Annotated in this window: 12 protein-coding genes; 8 read left to right on the top strand and 4 right to left on the bottom strand. The window is 69.9% G+C overall.

Features of this window, described 5'->3' with window-relative positions:
• Nucleotides 1–1,728, bottom strand: a 1,728-nt coding sequence (locus ACFWDI_RS30555; RefSeq protein WP_385308916.1) for a DUF1996 domain-containing protein, incomplete at its 3' end; no start/stop codon positions are given.
• A gap of 519 nt (nt 1,729–2,247) precedes the next feature.
• Here ACFWDI_RS30555 and ACFWDI_RS30550 point away from each other — a divergent pair.
• Both ACFWDI_RS30550 and ACFWDI_RS30545 read left to right on the top strand, forming a co-directional pair.
• Complete coding sequence (locus ACFWDI_RS30550; protein WP_385308914.1) at nt 2,248–2,931, top strand: DJ-1/PfpI family protein; 684 nt, start codon at nt 2,248–2,250, stop codon at nt 2,929–2,931.
• A 61-nt stretch (nt 2,932–2,992) separates the two neighbouring features.
• Nucleotides 2,993–3,319 carry a hypothetical protein gene (locus tag ACFWDI_RS30545; RefSeq protein ID WP_385308912.1) on the top strand — a complete coding sequence of 109 codons (327 nt, stop codon included), beginning with the start codon at nt 2,993–2,995 and terminating at the stop codon, nt 3,317–3,319.
• 29 nt (nt 3,320–3,348) lie between these two features.
• Here ACFWDI_RS30545 and ACFWDI_RS30540 read toward each other — a convergent pair whose 3' ends face one another.
• Complete coding sequence (locus ACFWDI_RS30540; RefSeq protein WP_385308910.1) at nt 3,349–6,246, bottom strand: AAA family ATPase; 2,898 nt, start codon at nt 6,244–6,246, stop codon at nt 3,349–3,351.
• A 193-nt stretch (nt 6,247–6,439) separates the two neighbouring features.
• Nucleotides 6,440–8,131: a S8 family serine peptidase gene (locus tag ACFWDI_RS30535; RefSeq protein ID WP_385308959.1), complete on the bottom strand. Its 1,692-nt coding sequence runs from the start codon at nt 8,129–8,131 to the stop codon at nt 6,440–6,442.
• A gap of 647 nt (nt 8,132–8,778) precedes the next feature.
• Between ACFWDI_RS30535 and ACFWDI_RS30530 the strand changes: the two genes are divergently transcribed.
• From ACFWDI_RS30530 to ACFWDI_RS30505, 6 genes are all read left to right on the top strand, one after another.
• Nucleotides 8,779–9,564: a VOC family protein gene (locus ACFWDI_RS30530; RefSeq protein WP_385308909.1), complete on the top strand. Its 786-nt coding sequence runs from the start codon at nt 8,779–8,781 to the stop codon at nt 9,562–9,564.
• A gap of 315 nt (nt 9,565–9,879) precedes the next feature.
• Nucleotides 9,880–10,848, top strand: coding sequence for a cyclase family protein (locus ACFWDI_RS30525; RefSeq protein WP_385308907.1), 969 nt, complete (start codon nt 9,880–9,882; stop codon nt 10,846–10,848).
• A 187-nt stretch (nt 10,849–11,035) separates the two neighbouring features.
• Nucleotides 11,036–13,849 (top strand): SpoIIE family protein phosphatase, encoded by a 2,814-nt coding sequence (locus tag ACFWDI_RS30520; RefSeq protein WP_385308905.1) that lies wholly within the window; start codon nt 11,036–11,038, stop codon nt 13,847–13,849.
• Between the two features lie 164 nt (nt 13,850–14,013).
• Nucleotides 14,014–15,564 carry a sugar ABC transporter ATP-binding protein gene (locus ACFWDI_RS30515; RefSeq protein ID WP_385308903.1) on the top strand — a complete coding sequence of 517 codons (1,551 nt, stop codon included), beginning with the start codon at nt 14,014–14,016 and terminating at the stop codon, nt 15,562–15,564.
• Entirely contained in the window at nt 15,561–16,622 is a 1,062-nt protein-coding gene (locus ACFWDI_RS30510; RefSeq protein WP_385308901.1) for an ABC transporter permease, read from the top strand. The genes ACFWDI_RS30515 and ACFWDI_RS30510 overlap by 4 nt, the downstream gene beginning before the upstream one ends.
• 35 nt (nt 16,623–16,657) lie before the next feature.
• Nucleotides 16,658–17,794, top strand: coding sequence for a substrate-binding domain-containing protein (locus ACFWDI_RS30505; protein WP_385308899.1), 1,137 nt, complete (start codon nt 16,658–16,660; stop codon nt 17,792–17,794).
• A 58-nt stretch (nt 17,795–17,852) separates the two neighbouring features.
• Here the strand turns inward: ACFWDI_RS30505 and ACFWDI_RS30500 are convergent, their stop codons facing one another.
• Nucleotides 17,853–19,316, bottom strand: coding sequence for an MFS transporter (locus ACFWDI_RS30500; RefSeq protein ID WP_385308897.1), 1,464 nt, complete (start codon nt 19,314–19,316; stop codon nt 17,853–17,855).
• Between the last annotated feature and the right edge of the window lie 564 nt (nt 19,317–19,880).

Here is a 19,880-nt window from a genome sequence, read left to right as displayed (position 1 = left end):
TACCTCAGGCTTCTCCACACCACCCGCAGTATCCGGCGTACCCGTCGCACCAGGCTTAGCAGCCGAACCCGCCGCAACCTCAGGCTTCTCCACACCACCCGCAGTATCCGGCGTACCCGTCGCACCAGGCTTAGCAGCCGAACCCGCCGCAACCTCAGGCTTCTCCACACCAGCGGCCGGAGGGGCGCTGGGGTCGCCGGGGCCGCACTCTCGTCCGTCGTTGATGCAACGCACCACCTCCCGCATGAGGTTGTCGTCGAAGACGTTGATGAAGTCGCCGTGGTCGGTGACCGGCTTGTGCAGCTGCTCAGGGAAGGAGTCGACCGCGAACACCGCGGGCTTTTCCCCGTCGAAAACCGGCGGCGGCACGTCGTAGACGATCCGCTGCACGAGCTGCGGAATGGCCCGGAAGCCGTTGGGGCAGCGGCCGTTCTGATCGGCGAAAGCCACGTGCGTGCGGTGGTTGGCGCTGTCGGTGTTCTGACCGTCCCAGCAGCTCTGGAACTTGAAGGCACGGACCACTTGGCTGCCCTCGGGGCAGACTGGGTACTTGTCCTTCAGCCGGCGGTCCTCGAAGCCGGTGCAGCTCCAGGAGGCGTTGGCATTCGCGTTGCCGTTGACGAAGGCTTTGGCGTCACCGGTGATGATCCGCAGGAAGCGGGGCATCGCGGTGACCTTGTCGACCGGGCTGCCCGCGAAGTTCAGCGTGACCTGGGCCGGAGTCTGGATCTCGCCGACGTTCTGGTCCTTGCCGCCACCGTCCGCGTCGGCGTCGGCCTCCTTCTGGCCGTTCTGCAGGCGCAGGACAGGCCAGTAGTAGGTCGACTTGTCCCCCTGGTCGCGGCACGTGGTCCGGCCGTTGGCGAGATCGTCGTCGCTCGCGAAGGCGTCGTTGGCCTGGTTACCCACATAGTCGTGCACGTGGTGCGCGCCATTGCTCACACCGGGCGCCACGATCACGTTGTCCGGGTTGAACTTGCCGTTCGCGTTGACACCGCAGTCGGTGGAGAAGGTGCCGCGGGAGGCGTTGCGGAGGGTGCGCGGGTTGCGGACATTGGGCTTGACGGACTGGATGTCGACGAAGTCGGACGCCTCAGGGCCGTTGTCCGCCTGGCCACCGTTGCCGTTGCCCTGGTCGCCGTTGCCGTTGCCCTGGTCGCCGTTGCCGTTGTTCTGGCCGTCGCCCTGGTCCTGCCCCTGGCCGTCGCCCTCACCGGCGTCGGCCCCGTCTGCGTCATCCACTTGAAGAGTGCAGGGGGCCATCGGATCCAGTCCCTGCGGGCGCTTCCCTGCCGCACGGCTGATGGCTAGAGCTATGCGGTCGATGCTTGCTGCGCGCTTGTTCTTCAGCGGCTCGAGGACAGCGTTCTGGGCGAACTGCGGATCCCGCTCCATCTGCTCCTTCTCGTCGACGAACCGCTGATAAGCCTCGGTGATCTGGCTGTCCAGCGTGGCAAGTTCGCGGTCGACCTCCAGCCTGGCCCCATCCGGTACTTCGGGCAGCCCGTTCGCAACCTCAGGACACTTGATCGTGGACGCGGAGGGTCCGGCGCTCTGGGTCTGATTCTGCTGTTGCCCGTTCCATTCGCCGGGCCAGGGGCCCCGTCCCTCGCCGGCGGAGGCGTAGGAGTTGACCGCGATGAGGCCACCCCCGCCCAGCATGAGCGCGATCGAGGCAACGACTACTCTTTTGCCTCTCTTTGAGCGTCTTCGCACTGTACGCCTCATTGGAACTCCTATGTTTCATTGCCGGTCGGCCGTTAACTTGCGCTGACTGAGGGAGAAGCTGTGCTACGTACGGATGAGACCCACGAAGTGTTCAACGCGAACAGCAATTCGTAGCAACCTCCAGCGATGGAGGTGCCTGAGGCGGAATCCGAGGCATCCCGGAGCGGCTTCGAAGGGTGGCACGCCGGCACCACGGAGCAAGCATCCGGACATGCCGGCCCGGTCCGCGCCGACCGTCCTCGACGGCCGGCCAGAGGCCGTCACGGGCGACGGACACAAGAGCCGCGTCGCCGAACCGGGAGCCGTTCATCCAGCACACATACCGCCCTTGGCCGTGCAGTCCACCAACGGCGCCGGTGACGGCCTGCCGAGCGGGGTACCGACCGTGACCTGGACGCTTGTTGGCTCGATTCCGTTGGAAGCTGTCATTAGTGCCACTGGGGGGTGGCGGACCGGCTGTCTAGCGTCGGTGGCGAACCCGGCACAGACCGGTTCGCATCCATCCCGAACGGAACACAAATGCACGCCCAGATCGTCTTGTTCGACGGCTTCGACCCGCTCGACGTCATCGCCCCCTACGAAGTCCTGTACGCCGGCGGCACCGCCTCCGCCGGGGCGGTGACGGTGGAGCTGGTCTCCGCCGAGGGGGCGCGCGAAGTGGCCGGCGGTACCGGCGACCTGGCCTTGCGGGCGACGGCCCGCCTCGATCCCGAGCGCGCCGACCTCGTCCTGGTCCCCGGCGCGTCGGGCCGCGTCGAGGAGGACGACGGGAAGCCGGGACCGGACTCTGGCCGGCAGTCGGAGGACGAAGCAATTCCTGTCCTGCTGGGCCGCATCCTGGAAACCGGGCTGCCGCCCCTGCTGAAGTCCGCCATGGAACGCCCCGGGGTAACGGTGAGCGCGGTGTGCGGCGGCTCGCTCGTCCTGGCCATGGCCGGCCTCCTGGAGGGCCGTAACGCGACCACTCACCACATGGGTATGGACCTGCTGGATGCCACCGGTGTGCGAGCGGTGCCCGCGCGCGTCGTCGACGACGGTGACCTCGTCACCGGCGCCGGCGTCACCTCGGGCCTGGACCTGGCCCTGTACTTGCTGGAGCGCGAGGTGGGTCCCAAGGTCGCTCATGCCGTCGAGGAACTGTTCTCCTACGAGCGCCGCGGCGTCGTCTGGCGCGACCAGGGTCCGACGCCCGCCGCCTTCTGAGACACCCCTTCACTTCTTCCCTTGTGCCGCGCCGGCGCACCAGCCGTAAGGAGGCCCCCGCATGTCCGTCGAAGGAACCTGGGACCTGAACATCTCGACCCCCATCGGCACAATCACGGCCGTCGTCGACCTCCACTCGGCGAACGGCGCCCTGACGGGTACCGCCCACGGCGCCGGAGAGGACGTCGCTCTGAACAACCTGGCGCTCGACGGCGACCGACTCACCTGGACCCAGTCGATCGCCAAGCCCCTGAGGCTGAACCTCGCCTTCGCCGTCACGGTCGACGGAGACACCATGACCGGCAGCTCCAAGGCCGGCCGCCTGCCCGCCTCCAAGGTCACCGGCCACCGCCGCACCCGCCGAGCCAGGGATGCATCCCAACGATGACCGTCGTCGCGCCGGCACGATGCGTGATTTCAGTCCGCCGCCGGGCCGTCCGTCGTGTCCGTCGACGGCCGATGGGCGGGCCACGCGTTGAGGGCGCTTGCCAGCTGGGCGCGCGAACGGACGTCCAGTTTCTGGTAGATGCGGGTGAGCCGCGCCTCGACCGTCTTCACGCTGAGGTACAGCTTCGCCGCCGCCTCCTGGTTGCTGGCCCCCTGGCCGACCAGCAGCGCGAGCCGCAGCTCCGCCTCCGTGAGAGAGGACACGGCGCCGCCGCGGGCCGGGGCGGGTTCGGTCGTACGGGACGGTGTCTCCGTCACCAGTGCCAGCCAGGGAGACGCCCCCGCCCGTTCGAAGACCGCGGCCGCGGCCTGCAGCGCGTTCTGCGCGGCCGACCGTCTGCGGCGGCGGCGTTCGACCCGGGCGAGCGCGATCAGCGCCCGTCCGCGTGCCAGCGGCAGCCCCGCCGCCGCGAAGCGATCGGCGGTCTCGGTCAGCAGCCGCGCCGCCTCATCGGGCTTTCCGACCGCCGCCAGATGCAGGGCGTACGCGCGGTCGCAGCCGAGCAGCACCGTTGCGCGGCCCAGTCGTTCGGCGACGGGACGCACATCGGCGAGCAGGGCCGCGGCCTCCTCGGGGGCATCGCTCGCGATCAGCGCCTCGGCCAGCTCCTCGTGCCAGCGCAGCATGGAGGGGTCGACCGTCGACTGGGCGCGCTCACCGGACTGCACCCGGCGCAGGGTCTCCAGGGCGTTCGCCACATCCCCGGTCACCAGCTGGACCCGGCCGAGTGCGTACAGACTGCGGGAGAGGAAGACATGGTCGCCCTCCTCCTCGGATGCCTGGACACTGCGCCGGGCGTAGCTCGCGGCGCGGGCGAAACTGCCGCCGGCGCTCTCCGCGAGAGCCAGCGTGTACCAGGCGGGCCCCGGCGAGAGGCCGGCCTCCAGCGTCAGTGCGAGCGACCGCCCGGCGTGCGCGAGCGACGCCGCGCACTGCCCCTGCCGGGCGTCGATCTCCGCGAGCGTATGGAACAGCTCGATGGCGTCCTCCACCGGGCCACGGCGCTCGACCAGCGGCAGCAGGGCGTTGAGCTGGTCGCGGGCGTCGGTGAGCCGGTCGTCGAACAGCGCATGGCGGATCGTCAGGATCTGTGCGGCGTTACGGATGCCCAGCGGCCGCACGACCATCTCGAGGGCTCGTGCCTCGGTGAGGACCTGCTCCGCGTCCGGCGAGCCCAGGACGCGGTCCATGCGCGCCTGGACGGTCAGCGCCGTGGCCGCCGTCATACGGTCGCCGACCGAAGAGGCCAGCACCGCGGACTCGACGGCGGCGGCCCGGGAGCGTACGGGATCACCGTCGGCGAGCACGTGCTTCACTGCCAGCCGCAGCTGGACGGCCGCCCGCAGCGCCGTGTCGCCCTCGGAGTCCTCCATGGCGTGGACGTAGATCTCGTCGAGGTCGGTCAGTCCCTGCCCGGCCGTGTCGAGCACCGCGAGCCGCGCGCGAACCCGGTCGGCGGGTGCGGCGTCGCGGGCGAGGAGATCGGTGGCGGCGCGCATCGCCAGGTCCGCGCGGGCGGCGCGGGCGGCTTCCTCGGCGGCGTCGACGAGCCGGGCAAGCCGCTGCGCGCTGTGCCGGCCGGGCGTGGACTCGGCGGCGAGCAGGGCGAGTTCAGCGGCCAGTGCGCTGTTCCCGCGGCGTCGTGCCGTGTCGGCCGCGGCCGCGACCTCCGCTGCCAGTTGCTCGTCGGGTGCGTCCGTGGCCAGTGCCCGGTGCCGTACGGCCTCGACGGGGTCGTCCACGACCCGCGCGAGAGCCGCATGACCGTCGCTGCGCTCGGCCCAGTCGGCGTCGTGCACCAGCGTGGACGGCAGCAGCCCTGCCGTGAACGCGACCGTGCCGTCCTCCGTCAGTGAGATGAGATTCGCCCGCTCGGCGGCGGCGAGGTCGGCCTCGGCCGTGGGGCGGCCCGTGCGGCGGATCAGCGAAGCCGTCGGGCGCAGCGCCAGTGCGGCCAGCAGAAGCGTGTCACGCACGGCGGGGGAGGCGGCGCCGAGCAGTTGACGTGCGAGATCGCGTGCGCGCCCGGACAGGGACAGGGCCTCGGCGTGGTGCACCGGCGTCCTGGCGTCGGCGAGGGACCGGCCGACGGCGAGCGCGAGACGCGGATTGCCGCCGCTGGCCTTGTGGATACGGCCGGCCATCCGGGACGGCAGCCGGTGGTGGAAGAGGAGTTCGGCGATCTCGTCGGCGTGCAGCGGCGCTACGTTCAGGACGTCGGCCTCGGACGGCACCCACAGGGGCTCCGGGCAGACAGCGTCCTGTGCCGGGGTACTCGTGGTGGATGTGTCGGGTCCGTATGCCGCCGGGGTCTCGACGGCGACGACGCGTAGCGCCGATGGAGCCAGATGCAGGGCGAACCGCAGCAGGTCGGCGCTGTCGGCGTCGATGCGCTGGACGCCGTCGACGACGAGCAGGACGGGACCGTGTACGGCGAGCGTCCGCAGGATCTGGGCGAGGGCGAGCCGCAGGGCGATGGGGTCCCAGCCGTTGTCGGGCACGGGCGCCTCGCGGCACAGCATGGCGACGGCGGTCCGCTGCGGTCCGGGCAGTCCCCCGAGGACGTCGTAGCTGCCGGGGCTGCCGTCGGGCCGGGCCGCGGGCCAGGACGCGCAGGCCGAAATGGTCGCGACCAGGGCGGCGGCGGCCGCGCCGGGTATCTCCCGGTCGGCGGGCAGTGTGGCGAGCCAGAGTACGGTCTCGCCGCGGGACTCGGCGCGCGCGGCGGCGGCCAGGGCGACCTCGGTCTTGCCCACCCCGGCAGGGCCGGTGAGCAGGGCGCGCCCGCGGGTGTGCAGGACCCGGTCGAGCCGGGTGAGGAGTTCCCCCCGCCCGACCGGTGCAGGGCGGTGCGCCGCCGTTGTCACCTTCCCACCACCCCCCTTGTGGCCTGCGCGGGACTCTGCCCGTTGAGAGCAGAGCATACGAATCAGGCCACCGCAGTCCAGGCTGTGCGTCCGGCATACGGACACGCGCGCCCGGGCAGGCGGCGGGGCGCGCCCGCGGCGACATGCCGCGAACGCGCCCCTGACCAGCAGTGATGCGGTTGTTTGGGGTGGTTCAGAAGGTGAGGCTCCAGGAGTCGATGTAGCCGGTGTCACCCGATGCCACATCGCGGACCTGCAGCTTCCAGGTGCCGCCTGCCACCTCGCTGGACGCGTCGACCGTGTACGTCGCAAGGACGTTGTCGGCGCTGTCGGACGACGACGAGGCCTTGAGGTTGCGCACCGTGCCGTCCGGCGCGATCAGGTCGATGACCAGGTCGCCGCGCCAGGTGTGCTTGATGTCGACGTTGACCTTGAGGGCAGCGGGGGCGTTGCCGGTGAGGCCGGTGACGGCGATCGACGAGCTGGCGGTCGAGTTGTCCGCGATCGTCACGTCCGCCGTATTGCTGAACGTCGTGCCGCCGGTGGTGCCGGTGACGGCGTTCACGGTCTTCGCCGCGTCGGCGATGCCGGTGCCGCAGCCGCCGGTGCAGGTGCCCGGCAGTGGCCTGGCGTTGCTCTTGATCGCGGCCTCGATCTCGGCCGGGGTCAGAGTGCTCTTGGCCGACTTGAGCAGCGCGGCGAGCCCGGCGATGTGCGGGGCGGCCATCGAAGTGCCCTGGTAGGGCTTGTAGTTCTCGGTCGACTGGGTGGTGGCCCCGGAGTTCAGCGTGGAGAGGATGCCGTTCTCGGGGGTGGTGACGGTGCCCGGGGTGTCGGTGGCGCGGCGGGTCTCGCCGCCGGGAGCCGACACGTCGACGATGGAGCCGAAGTTCGAGTAGAACGAGCGGTTGCCCTCGCGACTGGTGGACGTCACGTTGATGATGCCCGAGCAGTTGGCCGGGGTGAAGCCGGAGGCGTTGGCGTTGCTGTTGCCCGCCGCCACGACGACCGTGGTGCCGCGCGACACCGCGCCGTTGATCGCGTTCTGGTAGACGCTGGGGCAGGTGGCGCTGGCGCCGCCGAGGCTCATGTTGATGACCTTGGCCGGGTTCGGGTTCGCCGGGACGCCCGGGACGGTACCGCCGGATGCCCAGGTGATCGCGTCGGCGATGTCCGCGGAGGAGCCGCCGCACTTGCCGAGCACGCGGACCGGCTGGATCTTCGCGTTGTACGCGATACCCGCAACGCCCTTGCTGTTGCCCGCCGTTGCCGCGATGGTGCCCGCGACGTGGGTGCCGTGCCAGGAGGAGTTGCTCGCCTTGGAACCGGTGCCGCACTCGCCGTCGGTCGCGCTCCAGTCGCCCTCGTCCTTGGCGTCGCTGTCCCGGCCGTTGCCGTCCCGGGCGTCCGCGGCGGTCGAGATGAAGTCGTAGCCGGACACGACATTGGCGGCGACGTCCGTGTGGGCGGCGTAGCCGGTGTCGATGACGGCGACGGTGACGCCGCTGCCGGTGGTCTTGTCCCAGGCGCCGGGCACGTTCATGCCGCCGGTGGCCTCGAACAGGTCCCACTGCTTGGTGTACTCGGTGTCGTTCGGGGTGACCGCCATCGCGTAGGCGCGGATGTCGGGTTCCACGGACGCGACCGACGGATCGGCGCGGAAGGCGTCGAGCACCTCGGCGAGGTCATTCTTGGACGCCTTGCCACCGAGGTTGACCAGGGCGGCACCGCCGGCGAGCCGGCGCTCGAACGACAGGCTCTCGCCGGTCTCGGCGGCCTTGGCCGTTGCGTCGGTCTTGGCCGCCGTGTTGGAAGTGGCCTCGGACGTCTTGGACTTGTAGGTGACGATGACCTTCTCGACCGGTGCGGTCGGCAGTGCGGTCATCGACTGGGAAGCCGGAGCGGGCTTCGGTGAGGGCGGCGGCGGGGTGGCGGCGAGTGCCACGGAGTACGTGGCGGCGACGGCGGCGATCGTCGCGCTCGCGGCCACGACGGATATGAGTCTCCGTCTGGAACCGTTCAAGGTGTTCCCTTTCAACTGACGGTGCGGAGCGCGGGCGGGCGGCGCGGGAACCGCGGTTCGCTGTGGGGGTGCGATCCGCGGTTCCCTGGGCCGGGTCGCCCTTGCGTCGCCGTCGGCGCGACGGCCCCTGGTCAAGGGCCGTCCCCGATGGAACCCATGACTTACATGCACCTGACATCAAAGAGTCAGGAGATGGGATCCGCCGGTGCGGCAGACAGTAGGGAACGGGGAGATGAACCCGATACGGGGAAAACCCTTGTCACCCCCGTGGGAGCCCCGGGGAGGGTTCGGAGCGTGCCAGGGGCCGGGAGGCCGGGAGAGGTGCGCGAGCTGACGAACTGTCGGTCATTCGGGGCGACACCGGCTCACTCCGCGCGACGTGTGCGTGGCAGGGTGTCGCGGCGCGCGGAGCGGCGGATTGTCAGTGGGGGCTGGCATGCTGAAATCGACTGACCCCGTCCGTCATCCACATCCGTCATCCACCGCGCACTCGCGGGAGGAGAATTGCGATGCTGACTACCACATACGTCACGGGCTCACCGAACTGGCTGGACCTGGGAAGCCCCGACATCGACGCGGCCGCCGCCTTTTACGGGGCACTGTTCGGCTGGGAGCTGCAGAGCTTGGGACCGGAGGCCGGAGGGTACGGCTTCTTCCAGCTGGACGGGAAGACCGTCGCCGCGATCGGCCCGCTCACCGAGGAGGGCGCGTCCTCGGCGTGGACGCCGTACTTCCTGACGGCCGACGCCGACGCCACGACCAGAGCCGTTGAGCAGGCCGGCGGCACCGTCCGTCTCCAGCCGATGGAGGTCTTCACCGAAGGCCGTATGGCGGCGTACACCGACCCGACCGGCGCCGACTTCGCGGTCTGGCAGCCCGGTGACACCAAGGGCCTGGGCGCGGTCACCGACGTGAACACCTTGTCCTGGACCGAGCTGTACACCACGGACGCTGCCGCCGCGAAGGACTTCTACCGCTCCGTGTTCTCGTGGGACTACAAGGACATGCCGTTCGCGAGCGTCACCTACAGCGTCGTCTCCCCGTCGGGCGGCGGCCAGGAGGCCACGCAGGGCGGGATCATGCAGCTCCCGAAGGAGAACCTGGAGGCGGGTTCCCGCTCGGAGTGGCATCCGTACTTCGAAGTGGCCGACGTCGACGCCACCTTCGCCGAGGCCACCCGACAGGGTGCCGCCCCGCTCATCGGGCCGATGGACGCGGAGGGCGTGGGCCGCCTGGCCATGTTCACCGACCCCTTCGGTGCGCCTGTGGCCGTCATCCGCGGCGCTGCCCGCTGAGTCCGCGGCCCGGACGGTCGGACGAAGTTGTTGCGCCCACGGTGGAGCAGCCGTGCAAGGTCGACGGGGGCCACCGGGAGCGAGGTCGGCAGTGCCGGGACGCCCCGGGGGACAGCAGGGTCATGTCGACACCGCACGTAGAGCTCGGAGCCGAAGGACATCGCTTCCTTGGGGTCCGATGTCACACCCGCGAGGTGAGCCGAACCGTTCACCTGCCGGGGGCCCGCTCCGGGGCAGGATGCTGAAGCGGGGGCGGTAGCGCCGCCCTGGCGCCCTGGGCGACAGCCCCCACGAACCTTGGAGCGCTGAGTACAGATGAGCAGCAGCCCCACCGATGCCCCCGATCCCCTGTCGGCCAATCCCGGCAATGGGCCCGCCGTCTCTCGTCAGGAGTTCGACGCACTCTTCGACGCGCTTTGCACGTGGGGCCGCTGGGCTGAGGCCGACCGCGGCGCCTGGAACAGGGTGACAGCGGGCCATGTGCAGCGGGCCACCGCCCTGATCCGGTCCGGGACGGTCGTGCCGATGGGGTTGCCCTGGAACACCCTGCCCGGACCGGACAACAGCAAGCCCGCATTGCACTACATGTCCGACCTCGGCGACGTGGAGGCACCGGAACCCTCCACCCACAAGGACTTCATTGCCGTGGATTACCACGGCAAGGGCGTGAGCCATCTCGACGCGCTGTCACACGTCGCCTACCGAGGGCAGCTCTACGACGGCCGTGCGGCGCGCGAGGTCGTTGATTCCGGGGGTGCCCGCTTCGGCGCGGTGCCGGCACTCGGCCCCCTCGTCACCAAGGGCGTACTCCTCGACCTGCCCGCCGTCCTCGGGATCAAATGGCTGGAGCCTGGGCACGCATTGCACGCGCAGGACATCATCGCCGCTGAGAAGGCACTCGATGTGACGATCGGGGACGGCGATGCGGTGTTGCTGCGCTCCGGCCGCTTCCGCCGCCGCCGGGAAATCGGCCCCTGGAACCCTGACGTGGCGAGCGCGGGCTTGCACGTGGACGCCATGCCGCTGCTGGCCGAGCGTGCCATTTCCCTGCTCGGCGGCGACGGCGACAGCGATGTACGACCCTCGCCGGTCGAAGGCCTGCACTCTCCGGTCCACGCACTCGCCATCACCGCCATGGGGGTGCCGCTGCTGGACAATCTCGACCTCGAAGCACTCTCCGCCAGCTGCGCCGAGGCGGGCCGTTACGAATTCATGCTCGTCGTGACGCCGCTGAACGTACCCGGCGGGACAGGCTCGCCCGTCAACCCGGTCGCGGTCCTGTGATGGCCGGCCGCCACCGTCGCCTCGCGCCGGCCGCCGATCACGGTGGACGCCGGCCAGGTCTTTTCGACAGCCGACCATCGCATTACGTTAGGGCTACTTATATTCACCCAAAAAGTGAGGAATATACTCAAATGGAGACTGATGGAGACTGAGTGATCGCAAAGTTTCTGTGAGGGAAGTGATGCAGATGGGGGTCGTGGGAGACCGCATCGGCCCCGTACGCCCCCGCGAGCGGTTTCTGCATGGCGAGTCGGTCGAGGGGGGCGTGAGAAGTCCGATTCTGAGCTCGTGGCAGCGCTGTCGGCTGCTGGGACTCTCACCGGACCAGTCCGAGCTCCCCTACCGGCAGGATTTCGATCCGGACAGCCAGCTCGTCCGCGCGGCCGGGCCTGTGCTGGACCGGCTGCGATCCATGTTCGCGGGCAGCAAGATGAACATCTGTCTCGCCGATGGGCACGGCACGGTACTTGAACGCCGTTTCGGGGAAGCGTCTTTGGTCCGGCATCTCTCCGCGATCCAGAGCGTCCCGGGCTTCGTGTTCGCCGAGCAGTTCGCCGGGACCAACGGCGTCGGTCTCGCACTTGCGGAAAGGGAGCTGTGCCAGGTCTACGGTGCCGAGCACTTCGCCGAGCGCTCTCAGTCAAACGCCTGTTCTGCAATCCCCATTCGCGACCAGCTCAGCGGGCGCATTGAGGGCGTCCTCTGCCTCGGCTATCCCTTCACCGATGCGGACCCGGCGCTGGTCACCGTGATACGCGACGCCGCCGAAGCCATCGAACGGCGGCTGATGGAGCAGAGTTCGGCGCGAGAGCGTGGCTTGCTGCGGGCGTATCTCGACGCCAGACGCCTCGCGTGGACCAGCGAAACCGCCAGGGACGGGCACCTGATCGGCATGGATGAACTGGTTCAGATCGGGCTGGACCAGGGCGATCAGATGATACTCAAGGAGAAGGCCACCGAGCTGATCTCCTCGTCCCAGCGGGCTGCCGTCGAAGTGTCCCTGTCCCGCGACCGGCGGGTCACGCTCTTGAGCCGTCCGGTGACGAGCCCCTCCGGGGTGGAGGGCGTCGCCATCGAAGCGGTCCTCCCCGATGACTCGCCCCAACCCCGCACCGCTGTCCCGACCCGCGCCGGCCGGCCACTCGGCCTTGTCGCGCAACATGCACCCACTTCCGCCGACCCGTCGTCCGGGCACCTCCCCGGCGCCGCAGCCGGCCGGGCCGCCACGACGGTCCGCGCGCCCGTCCCACCTGGCACCGACGACTCTGCCAACGGCTTGGCCAGGGGGCTGGTGCTGGTGGGCGAGCCGGAAGTGGGGAAGTACGCTGTTGCGGCCCGACGCCGCCTGGAGCTGCTGGCCGAGGCCAGCACCCGCATCGGCACCACCTTGGACGTGAGCCGCACCGCCTGGGAACTCGCCGAGATCGCGGTCCCGCGCCTGGCCGACTTCGTCACCATCGACGTGCCCGAGGCCGTACTGCGCGGCGAGGAGGCATCCGACGCCAGCACCGAACTGCACCGTACGGTGGTCCACGGCATCCGCGAGGACTGCCCCTTCTACCCGGTCGGCGAGCGGGTGGACCTTCGTCCGGCGACGCCCCATCTACGATGCCTGGCCAGCGGACAGGCAGTGCTGGAACCCGATCTGAAGTCCGCCGCCGGCTGGATCGCCCAAGAACCCGAGCACGCCGAGCGGATCCTCGCCCACAACGTCCACTCCCTCATCTCCGTCCCCCTCCTCGCACGCGGCGTCCTCCTGGGCATCGCCAGCTTCTACCGCTCGCAGGATCCCGCCCCCTTCGGGGACGACGACCGCTCGCTGGCCCAGGAACTCGCCGCCCGCGCCGCCCTCTGCATCGACAACGCCCGCCGCTACACCCGCGAACACACCCTGGCTCTGGCACTTCAGCGCAGCCTGCTCCCGCGCGGCCATCCCGAGCAGGACGCCGTCGAGGTCGCGCACCGCTATCTGCCCGCCGAATCCGGAGTGGGTGGCGACTGGTTCGACGTCATCCCCCTCTCGGGCACCCGCGTCGCCCTCCTCGTCGGCGACGTCGTCGGCCATGGACTGCACGCCGCCGCCACCATGGGCCGGCTGCGCACCGCCGCACGCAACTTCGCCGAACTGGAACTCGCCCCCGACGAACTCCTCACCCACCTGGACAATCTCGTGGTGCGCCTGGACCGGGAGGAGGGCGACGAGAACCCCGCGGCAGGCAGCACCGGCATCGTCGGCGCCACCTGCCTGTACGCCATCTACGACCCCACCTCGGGGCAGTGCACCATGGCTCGCGCCGGCCACCCCCCGCCCGCGCTGGTCCACCCCGACGGCACCGTGACATTCCCGGACCTGCCCGCCGGACCCCCTCTCGGCCTGGGCGGTCTCCCCTTCGAGACGGCCGAAATCCACCTCTCCGAGCACAGCCAGCTGGTCCTCTACACCGACGGACTCATCGAAGACCGCCATCGCGACATCGACGTGGCCCTCGACCAGCTGCGCCGCGCGTTGGCCCACCCGGACCGAACGCCCGAGGACACCTGCCAAGCGGTCCTCGACGCCGTGGCACCCGACCACCCTGGCGACGACATTGCCCTGCTCGTCGCCCGCACCCACGCCCTGCCCCCGGACCGGATCGCCACCTGGGACCTGCCCGCCGACCCGGCCCTCGTCTCCGACGTCCGTGCCGCCGCCGTCCGCCGACTGAGCCAGTGGGGGCTGGAAGAGTCCGCATTCGCCACAGAGCTGCTGCTCAGCGAGCTGGTTACGAACGCCGTCCGCTACGGCACCGCGCCGATCCAGGTACGCCTCATTCACGGCCGCACCCTGATCTGCGAGGTCTACGACACCAGTAACACCGCCCCACGTCTGCGCCAGGCAGCCACCACCGACGAGGGTGGCCGTGGCCTGTTCCTCGTTGCGCAGCTCGCCGAGACCTGGGGCACCCGCTACACCACCGACGGAAAGGTCATCTGGGCCGAATGCGCCCTGGATGCGGCGTGACCTCCACCCGGCACAGCCGGGAGGCGTATGGGGCGACTGCCTGCCGGGCAACTCGCCCATTGGAGTCAAAGGGATCAACGATATGACGGAAATGCGGTAACAGATCCCAGTACCATCCCCCATGCAGTCGGGAAGAACCCGGAGGCCGACCCTCGGAGAAGTCCGTGCATGACGCTCCCGACACCTCGATGAGCCCACCCTCGCGCTTCGGTGGAGAACCTCTCGTCCGCATTCGCGGTCTCAGCAAGCGGTTCGGCGGCACCCTCGCGCTCGCCGCGGTCGACCTCGACATCCACGGCGGCAGCGTCCTCGCCCTGCTCGGTCCCAACGGCGCCGGGAAGTCCACCCTCATCAAGGTGCTCGCCGGGGTCCACCACGCCGACGAGGGCGAGGTGACGGTGGCCGGGCATCCGCTCGGCTCCGCCGCCGCCACCCGGAAGATGTCGTTCATCCACCAGGATCTCGGCCTCGTCGAGTGGATGACGGTCGCCGAGAACATCGCACTGGGCACCGGCTATCCGCGCCGCTGCGGACTGGTCTCCTGGCGGCAGACCCGAGAGCGCTGCGCCGAGGCCCTGCGGATCGTCGCCGGGCACCTGGACGCCGACGCCCGGATTGCCGACCTCGCCCCCGCCGAGCGCTCGCTGGTCGCCATCGCCCGCGCCCTGGCGACACGGGCGGAGCTCTTCATCCTCGACGAGCCGACCGCCACCCTCCCCGCCGCGGACTGCGCCCGGCTCTTCGACGTACTGCACGCTCTGCGCGACCGCGGGCACGGCATCCTCTACGTCAGCCACCGGCTCGACGAGGTGTACAAGGTCGCCGACACCTTTGCCGTCCTGCGCGACGGCCGACTCGTCAGCCAAGGTCCGCTCGCCGTCCACAGCCCCGCCCGTCTGGTGCACGACATCGTGGGCCGCGAACTGGCCGGCCACCGGGCCGCCACCACCCCCGCCACAGCCCCGCCCGTCCTGAGCCTCGACTGCGTACGGACCCGATACACCGGACCGGTCAGCCTGGAACTGCGTGCCGGCGAAATCCTCGGCACGGTGGGCCTGACCGGCGCCGGCCACATGGACCTGGGCCGCGCCCTCGCCGGCACCCGGCCGATCCTCGGCGGGCGGGCGCTGCTCGACGGCCGCCCGTACCACCCGCGTACGGTCGCCGCCGCTCTCGACTCCGGCGTCGGCTTCGTGGCCGGCAACCGTCAGGAGGAGGGCTGCGCCGCCGAACTGACCGTACGGGAGAACTTCCTGGCCAACCCCCGGGCAGCCGGTGTGCCGGCGTGGCACTGGATCAGCCCCCGGCACGAGCGCGCCGAGGCCACCGCCCTGATCGATCGGTTCTCGGTGCACCCCCGCGACTGCGAGGTCCCGATCGCCACCCTTTCGGGCGGCAACCAGCAGAAGATCATGGTCGGCCGATGGCTCCGGGGGAACCTGCGCCTGCTGATCCTCGAAGAGCCGACCGCCAGCGTGGACGTCGGCGCCAAGGCCGCGATCTACCGTCTGCTCGACGACGCGCTGGCCGCCGGCCTGGCGGTACTGCTCATCTCCACCGATTTCGAGGAGGTCGCAACCGTGTGCCACCGCGCCCTGGTGTTCGCCCGTGGGACCGTGACAGCCGAGCTGACCGGTGAAGCCCTCACTGTCAGCGAACTCACCCGCACCGCCTCGGCCTTGCCCGCCATCACCGGAACCGCGACGAGCCGGTGACCCCCTCCCCCTCGCCTCGATCCCTGCTGGGCTTTCTGCGCGGACATCTCATCGGCACCTACGGCCTCCTGGCCCTCACCGCCCTGCTCTTCCTGATCTTCTCCATCACCCTGCCGGACACCTTTCCCACGCGGGACAACATCTCGTCGATCCTCTCCAACCAATCGATCCCCGCCATCCTCGCGCTCGGCGCGACGATCCCCATCGTCACCGGCAAGTTCGACCTGTCCATCGGCTACGGTCTCGGCCTGGCGCACGTCATGGTGATGCAGCTCATCGTCAACGAAGGCTGGCACTGGCCGCTCGCCTGCGTCGCAGTGATCCTCGGAGGGCTGGTGGTCGGCGCTCTGAACGGTGTCATCGTCGAGTTCGCGCAGATCGACTCCTTCATCGCAACTCTCGGCACCGGCAGCATGATGTACGCCTTCACCGGCTGGATCACCGACGGAGCCCGGATCGTCCCCGGCCCGCAGGGCCTGCCGCCCGCCTTCACCGACATCTACGACTCCAGGTTCCTCGGCCTGCCGGTACCCGCCTTCTACGTCCTCGCCGTCGTCGTCGCCCTCTGGCTGGTGCTGGAGCGGCTGCCGCTCGGCCGGTACCTGTATGTCATCGGCTCCAACCCGCGTGCCGCCGGCATCCTCGGCATCCCCACCCGCAAGTACTCCGTCTACGCCTTCGCCGGATCGGGCCTGGTCGTCGGCTTCGCCGGTGTCCTCCTCGCCGCCCAGCAGCAGACCGGCAACCCGAGTGTCGGCCTGGACTACCTGCTGCCCGCCTTCGTCGGCGCCCTGCTCGGCTCCACCGCGATCAAACCCGGCCGCGCCAACGCCTTGGGAACCCTCGTGGCCGTCGCCGTCCTCGCCATCGGCCTCGCCGGCATCGGCCAGCTCGGCGCCCAGTTCTGGGTCACCCCGCTGTTCAACGGCGGCACCCTGCTCATCGCCGTCGGCCTGGCCGGCTACTCCGCCCGCCGCCGACTGCGCACCGGGCCCACCGCGACCCGCCAGTCACTCGCAACGCCGTCGGCCGCACCGACGAAGGACGGCAACCCCTAGAACACTTCGTAGCGCGCACCTGCGTCAGGAGCACCGTGTACTCGCACCGAAAGACCACCCTCACCGCCGCAGCCCTGCTGGCACTGGCCGCCACCTTCGTTGTCGGTTGCGAGCGCGGCCCGTCGACCGGCACCGGGCCGTCGAAGGCCGGTTGCCCCGCCGTCCTCGCGAAGGCCAAGGGAGCCGTGCAGCAGGCCGAGAACACCAACGCCTCCTGGAACGGCCCCACCAGCGGCCCCCCGGCGGTTTCCGGCAAGACCATCGTCTACGTCGCGCAGACCATGACCAACCCTGGCGTCGCAGGCGTCGCGCAGGGCGTCAAGGAAGCCGGGAAGGTCACCGGATGGAACGTCCGGGTGATCGACGGAGAGGGCACCCCCGCCGGCATCCAGGCAGCAGTCAGCCAGGCCGTCACCCTCAAGCCCTCGGGCATCGTCATCGGCGGCTTCGACCCCAATCTGACTTCGCAACAGGTGGCGCGGGCACAAGCGGCGCATATCCCGCTCATCGGCTGGCACGCCGTCCGTTCCCCCGGCCCGAGCAAGAACCCCAGCCTCTACACCAACATCACCACCAAAGTGGAGGACGTGGCGAAGATCAGTGCGGACTGGGTCATCGCCCGGTCCAACGGCAATGCCGGAGTCGTCGTCTTCACCGACGACTCGATCCCGTTCGCCAAGAACAAGTCCGAACTGATCAAGCAGGAGCTCGCCACCTGCTCCGGCCTGAAGCTGTTGGCGTACGAGAACATCCCGATTCCGGACGCGAGCCACCGCACCCCCCAGGAGGTCTCCTCCCTCCTCTCCCGCTTCCAGAACAGCTGGACGTACTCCGTCGCCATCAACGACCTCTACTTCGCCGACGCCGCCCCGGCCCTCCGCGCTGCCGCAAAACCGGGCTCCGGCCCTCCCTTCAACATCGGCGCGGGCGATGGCGATCCCTCCGCCTTCCAGCGCATCAACAGCAAGCAGTTCCAGGCCGCCACCGTCCCCGAGCCGCTGTCCCAGCAAGGCTGGCAAATCATCGACGAGTTCAACCGCTCCTTCGCCGGCCATGCCGCCAGCGGCTACGTCGCCCCCGTCCACATCGCCACGGCCGACAACAGCAACGGGGCCACTTCCTGGAATCCGTCGGGCTACCGCGAGGCCTACCGGAAGATCTGGGGCACGTAACGACCTCGTGCACGGTCGGCGTCGGCGCCGGAACAGCGTCACGCGAGCGTCAGAACCGTCAGCAGCGACGGGTCTGGTACGGCACGGGGACGGGTACCGGTTCGTGCGGTGTCGGGCACCGCCTCAAGGCGACGAGGAAGGTCAGCACGATTCCGCCTGCCACGACGAAGAGCGTGGTGCTGATCCCGTCGGCGGTGGCAATTCGAAGCTGCTCACCGGAGAGGCCATCGAGGCCGGCAGTCGCCACCAGGACAAGGATGGCGAGGCCGACAGCTGCGCCCGCGCCTGAGCCGGTGGAGGCAATGCCGGAAGCGATGCCTTGTTGTCGGTCGGAGATTCCAGTGGCGGCGGCGATGAACATGGCGGTGAAGACCACCCCGTCGCCGACGCTGAGCACCACGAGGCCGGGGACGAGTTCGATGTATGTGCCGTTCGGCGAGATCGCGAGGCCGAGTGCGACCGCACCGAGCGCACCGACGGCGAGGGCTGCGGCCAACGTGCGCCTGAGACCGACCCGCGTCACGAGCTGGCCTGCGGTTGTCGAACCGGCCACCACCACTGCCGTGGGGATCAGGAAGCCGGCGCCGGTCTGCAAAGCGTCGTAGCCCAGAATCTCCTGGAAGTAGATGGACAGGAAGTAGAGCACGGAGCCGAAGGTCGCCATGAACATGAACGCGATGACGACACCGGTGATCAGGTTGGGGTTGGAGAGCAGCCGGGGTGGCATCAGCGGGTCGTCGCTGCGCCGCTCGATGATGAAGAAAGCTCCGATCAGCAGGAGGCCCGCCACTGCGCTGACCAGGATGCCCGGCGAAAGCCAGCCCGATCCGGGGCCTTGCACGAGGGCGAACACGATGAGTGTGACACCGAGAGTGATGCTGAGCGCACCGGGTAGGTCGAACGTGCGGCCTTTTTCGCGTTCACCGTCCCGGGGGATCAAAACGAAGGCAAGCAGCAGCGCAGGGCCGGCCAGCACGACGTTGACGAGGAAGACCGCTTCCCAGCCGAACGCCTGCGTCAGAAGACCGCCGAGCAGCACACCGATGACGAGTCCTGCCGCGCCTGCCCCTCCCCAGATTCCCAATGCGCGGTTGCGGGCGCGGCCTTCAGCGAAGGTGGTGTTGATGAGGGCCAGGGTGGTGGGGAAGACGAGGGCTCCGCCGAGACCTTGGAATGCGCGGGCGGCGAGGAGCATTCCGGGGCCGGTCGCGAATCCTCCCGCGAGCGACGCCCCGGCATAGAGTGCGAGGCCGGTGGCCAGGATGCGGCGTCGTCCGAGCAGGTCGGCGGCACGCCCGCCGAACAGGAGGAAGCCGGCCGAGGCTACCGCATAGGCGCTGATGACCGCCTGGAGCGTCCGCGCGGAATAGCCGAGGTCGCGTGCGATGTCGGGGAGTGCCACGACCACGATGTACTGGTCGAGCGAAACGATCAGCATGGCGAAGGACAGGAGCGCCAGCATCGCTGTCTCATGGTTCCAACCGAGGCTGCCGGGCGCCGATGATGTCGCTGTGGGTCGCACGGCAGCACTCCTGATGATCGGTCAAGTCTGCGCTGACGGCCTGCCGGGGAAGTCCGTCTGATTCGGGGCGGGCGGGCCTCACCGAGAAGGACGGTTGCCAAGACCCTATACAGCTCGCCCTCACCAACCTCGTCAACGACCCACGCCCGTCAGACGGCGCTCACGCGGCCCGGTCTTCGCGGCCATCTCACTTGGCAGGTCTGCGGGTAGCGGATCAGGATGCAAGCGATGTTCATCGCGTGCCGGCCGGCGGGGCGGAGCTCGCTGCCCCACGGGAACGGCCGGCTCTCCAGCCCGCCCCGGGCGGCGGCTCGGTCCCCCCAGACTCCGTCCAGGAAGCCCGAACGCAGCACCAGTGCGGCCAGTACGGCCTGCCGCCGGACAGGCCCCAGGTCCAGCGGTGTGCTGTCACGCCAGGCTCGGACCGGCGCCGCTACCAGGTCTCGGCGAGAATGCCGACCACCCCGGAGTCCTCGACCGGCAACATCGGCTTCCGATGCGCCGCGCCCGCCGACCGCTGATGGATGCGCGTCGCGTTCCTTGGGCCTGAATCACCGAAAGTGC

It is taken from the genome of Streptomyces sp. NPDC060064 (genome assembly GCF_042736455.1).
GTDB lineage: Bacteria > Actinomycetota > Actinomycetes > Streptomycetales > Streptomycetaceae > Streptomyces.
This window is presented reverse-complemented; position numbering and strand designations above follow the sequence as displayed.

What these genes read in the sequence shown, in the direction of transcription:
- ACFWDI_RS30530 (WP_385308909.1), top strand. Translation starts at nt 8,779, where the DNA reads ATGCTGACTACCACATACGTCACGGGCTCACCGAACTGGCTGGACCTG.
- ACFWDI_RS30520 (WP_385308905.1), top strand. Translation starts at nt 11,036, where the DNA reads ATGGGGGTCGTGGGAGACCGCATCGGCCCCGTACGCCCCCGCGAGCGG.
- ACFWDI_RS30550 (WP_385308914.1), top strand. Translation starts at nt 2,248, where the DNA reads ATGCACGCCCAGATCGTCTTGTTCGACGGCTTCGACCCGCTCGACGTC.
- ACFWDI_RS30535 (WP_385308959.1), bottom strand. Translation starts at nt 8,131, where the DNA reads ATGACCGCACTGCCGACCGCACCGGTCGAGAAGGTCATCGTCACCTAC.
- ACFWDI_RS30525 (WP_385308907.1), top strand. Translation starts at nt 9,880, where the DNA reads ATGAGCAGCAGCCCCACCGATGCCCCCGATCCCCTGTCGGCCAATCCC.
- ACFWDI_RS30545 (WP_385308912.1), top strand. Translation starts at nt 2,993, where the DNA reads ATGTCCGTCGAAGGAACCTGGGACCTGAACATCTCGACCCCCATCGGC.